The organism is Endozoicomonas ascidiicola (genome assembly GCF_001646945.1).
GTDB lineage: Bacteria > Pseudomonadota > Gammaproteobacteria > Pseudomonadales > Endozoicomonadaceae > Endozoicomonas > Endozoicomonas ascidiicola.
Genome location: NZ_LUTV01000004.1, coordinates 102973 through 106952, shown reverse-complemented (window position 1 = coordinate 106952; position 3980 = coordinate 102973). Strand labels below are relative to the sequence as shown.

At 44.4% G+C, this 3980-nt stretch carries 3 protein-coding genes and 1 pseudogene; 2 read left to right on the top strand and 2 right to left on the bottom strand.

The window, feature by feature from the left end; all coding sequences use genetic code 11:
* Positions 1–181: 181 nt before the first annotated feature.
* Positions 182–1605 (top strand): ISNCY family transposase gene (locus tag AKL11_RS11250; RefSeq protein ID WP_245673367.1). Its coding sequence is split into 2 segments (ribosomal slippage): positions 182–626 and positions 626–1605, totalling 1425 coding nucleotides; the frame shifts between segments, so codons are not numbered across the junction.
* A gap of 834 nt (positions 1606–2439) precedes the next feature.
* Entirely contained in the window at positions 2440–3009 is a 570-nt protein-coding gene (locus AKL11_RS11245) for a hypothetical protein (protein ID WP_067517450.1), read from the top strand.
* 73 nt (positions 3010–3082) lie between these two features.
* Here the strand turns inward: AKL11_RS11245 and AKL11_RS11240 are convergent, their stop codons facing one another.
* Positions 3083–3607, bottom strand: a complete 525-nt coding sequence (locus AKL11_RS11240; protein ID WP_253705196.1) for a hypothetical protein — start codon at positions 3605–3607, stop codon at positions 3083–3085.
* A 33-nt stretch (positions 3608–3640) separates the two neighbouring features.
* Positions 3641–3980 (bottom strand): annotated as a pseudogene (locus AKL11_RS11235) (ISKra4 family transposase); the annotation flags it as partial.

The following is a 3980-nucleotide window of genomic DNA, read 5'->3' as shown; positions in this document are numbered from 1 at the left end:
AATTTTTTGAGCCATGGATAAAGCTATAGTTCTATTTTCCCGAGCAAAGCAGGGAGGTGGGTTACTATGTGTAAAATTGTCTACTTAGTGCCTGTCCGAAAACTCTAACCCCTTGAAAACCAAAGCCTGAAGCCAAATATACCTTCAAAAGATTTCTCAAAATCAGGCAGTTTTCAAATTTATGCGTCAATCCATCAATCCACAAATGCAGCTGGGCGAAGTCGATATCTCGGCGGTCACTTTCAACCCAAAGTCCAGAGACGACATTCCACGTCTGTTACGGGGTTTACAGCACATTTATGTTAACCCGGAACTCCGGCAACAGGTGTTTGATGTGCTTGAAACCATGATTCCCTCGTCCCGGAACAACGGCCGTCCGGGGATGAGTTTATGGAACATCCTCGTCTTTGGTGTGCTAAGGCTGGTGACAAACTGTGATTATGACCGGCTTCAGGAGCTGGCAAACGAGCATGGCTCTTTACGGAAAATGCTTGGTCACGGACCTTACTGCACGCATACCTATCACATCCAGACACTTCAGGATAACATTAGCTTGTTCACGCCAGAGATACTGGATCAGGTAAATCTCCTGGTTGTCGCGGCAGGTCATGAGCTCGTAAAAAAAAAGAAGAATCGCTATGTGGCCGTGCCGATTCGTTCGTCGTAAAAACCGATATCCACTTTCCAACAGATATCAGTTTATTGAGCGACGCATGCCGTAAAGTAGTGGAGTTTGCAAACGCTCTCGCTCAGCAATATCAACTTGCTGGATGGCAACAACACGAATACCTGAAAAAACAGAACCGAAAGCACTATAACACCGCCCGTAACCTGAAGCATTCAACCACTAACTGTGAGATCAGGAAGAGCCAGCGCCAGCATGATATTGAGATGGCTCATCTCGAGTACATAAAATACAGTCTCAGGATCATCCATAAAGCGGAAGACACCCTGCTTGAAGTGACCAATCTGCATGCGGCTGAACCCAAGCTGGAGGATCTCAACTATTATATTGCGCACGGAAAGCATCAGGTTCAACTGATTTACCGCAGGGTTATTCAACAGGAAGTGATTCCCCATTGTGAAAAAGTGTTTTCAATCTTTGAACCCCACACCGAATGGGTCAGTAAAGGAAAAGCCGGTGTTCCGGTTGAACTGGGGCTACGGGTTTGTGTTCTGCAGGATCAGTTCGGTTTTACCCTCCACCACCTTGTCATGGAAAAGCAAACAGACGACCAGGTGACTGTACCGATAGCAGAAGGCGCAAAGAAACGTTTTCCTGCACTGAATCAAGTCAGTTATGACAAAGGATTCTGGAGCCCGACCAACCTTGAGCAGCTAGACGACATTTTGGAACTGCCTGTTCTGCCCAAAAAAGGGAAGCTCTCTGCCAAGGATAAAGAACGTGAATGCGCTCCGGAGTTTATCAGAGCAAAGAGAAAGCACTCGGCCGTTGAATCAGACATTAATGCGCTGGAATCGAATGGTCTCGACAAGTGTCCGGATAAAGGGCTGGATGCTTTTAAGCGATATGTTGCCCTTGCGGTTGTTGCCGGTAATCTGAAGCGCCTTGGAACGCTGCTGCTTGAACGGGATAGGCAATAATCTAGACCTGAAAGCAATAAGGACAGTTTTTTACGATCATGCGAGTCAGTCATGAGGATTCTGCATGTGTGTTGGAACCGAAAATAGACTATTTAATAAACAAATGTGTAAAAATCCAGGCTCTGGTTTCGGGCGCTGTACAAAATCTAACTGATGGTAGCTGTGTGGTAAAACTCACCACTAAATTTGATGGGTTTTCTGACAGGCACTACTTATTGTAGAAAATCAAAAAACTCAGTTTAGTTGGTGTGACTTTCGCATTCGAATCCGATGTTTGAGAAAGGCTGGTCGATTGACCACACCTTCTTATCAAATGCTGTCGGATGGAGTACTAGGAGGCATACAAGGCATGAGTAGTTTTTCAAGAATTGCGATGTATCTGCATGCTTTACTTATAAAGAAATCTTTAAAAAGAAAACCCGCTCGGCGAGTTTAAACGAGCAATTTTTTTGTCATATTGATTTAGATCAGTAATAACACCTACTCAGAACATTCTCCGGCATTCACTTTTTGACCATAAAAATCACCTGAAAATACAGTGCATCTTTTCGTATTCTGGATCGTGTTTGTAACAAACAGGATTACTTTAGTGTGCTGGTACACAGCGGCTCAGTGCCTTCTGCAGAGAAAGTCAGAGAGTTTCTAAACAAATAGGGCAGTTGGATTGTCGGTAATCCCTGCGGGATGACCGACCTATATCATTACCGATATAGCGATCATTGACGAACCTAAGCGGAACTCTTTCTTGTTACATTACTCTATACGCTCCAGCCTATTGAGCCGTAAGCCATAAGGGCCAAGTAATACAATAAAGTAAGCGCGGGAATTAACAGTATGAAAGCTATGACCATTATGACGCGTTCTGCTTCTCAAGCACAGACAATGGGTAAGCTTTCCTGTGCTCAGGCCGAGCCAGATACGACTCAGAAAAACTATAAACCCAAACTCTTTAGTGGCAAGAAAACTTCAAAGGCAAACCAGAAATTGGTATCCCTCAAGCCTAAGAAATCAAAAGAACTTAATGCCCCGGAATATTACAAAAGAAATTTACATGCAAGAAAGGCTGTCACAAAGCATGTTAAGTTCGACGATAAACACACTACAATCCGAGGAGTAAACTTGTTTAGTGGCGAGGTGAGTTCTACTGAAGTCTTAGAACTCAAAGAGTTAAGGACAAGCTTTAAATATCGTCATCCAGCAGCATTCCAACTACTGTGTCAGCAAAACACTGTTTTCAGGTTTATAAAAGATACACTTCCAGAAAAGACCTTGTCTTCACTGACTAACAAGACATCGCGTCAAGCCATGAATATTCTTATCAAGTCTGAGTTTTTTACTAAACCTCAGCTTTCTGAAATCCGGTTCATTCTCGGTAATGAGCTTCACAGCTCTCCTTACTGGTAACGAAAGAACAGGTAGAAGAAGCGTTTACGCTTCTCCTACTCTTTTAAGTGTTCTGTATTTAGCGATAAGAGGATCAGTTAGACAGTTCGAACTTACCAAAATCCACTTCTTTATCTTCCGCTTTAATTGCCATAACAGGCTTGAGCCTGGTCAACAGGATGTACCCAAAGCAGCTGAAGAACAGACCAATCACCAGAGCACCGACCCACTGAATCTGCAGGAAGTTCAATTTAAACAGCAGAGTCAATACACTCATGGCAACGATATTGCCGAGAATGTATTTCCACTTACCAAGGCGAGCAACGGTCAGGTTCATGTTATCGGTGTACAGACGGATCAGAGAATCCAGTGAGTTGATCACAAAGGTGACACCCACAAACACCATGGCCAGATTGTAGAAACCAGCGGTTTCCAGACCATTAGCATGGTAGTAGTACAGCACGGAGAACCAGATACCCAGTGGAATAGACGGCACGATCAGCATAGCTGCCAGCAGCTGCCACGTAGTCAAACCACCGACGAAACGGGAAGTAAACTGACCAATCATGATGCTCCAGGAGAACCACCAGAAAAGATAGAACTCGTGGTAATCATTCATCGGCAAGGGTGCTCTCTCAGTCTGATAACTGACTCATAAGTCCACTTTCTGCTTGCCAGAGAGGATGTTCGTCCAAAGCTGTTCCCATCGGCCCTTACTTTGAATCAGTGATCTTGTATTCAGAAGCACTTCTGCTCCGGTTGCTTTCCATCGCATGCCTGAGGAACAAAGCCTTTGTTTGACCAATGTCTTGCAAGCCGCTTCCGTCACCCCTGAACCTATTGTCCAGTGTCGTTTAATAGCTTGATGATAATTCATCAGCTGATGGTTGTTGGTGAAGTAGGTTACCGCTTTATAACGCTTCTCTATTAGGGCAGTGGTTTTCTTAGGCAGCTCTGCTGACTCAATCTCATGCAGGATCTTTTTAGCACCC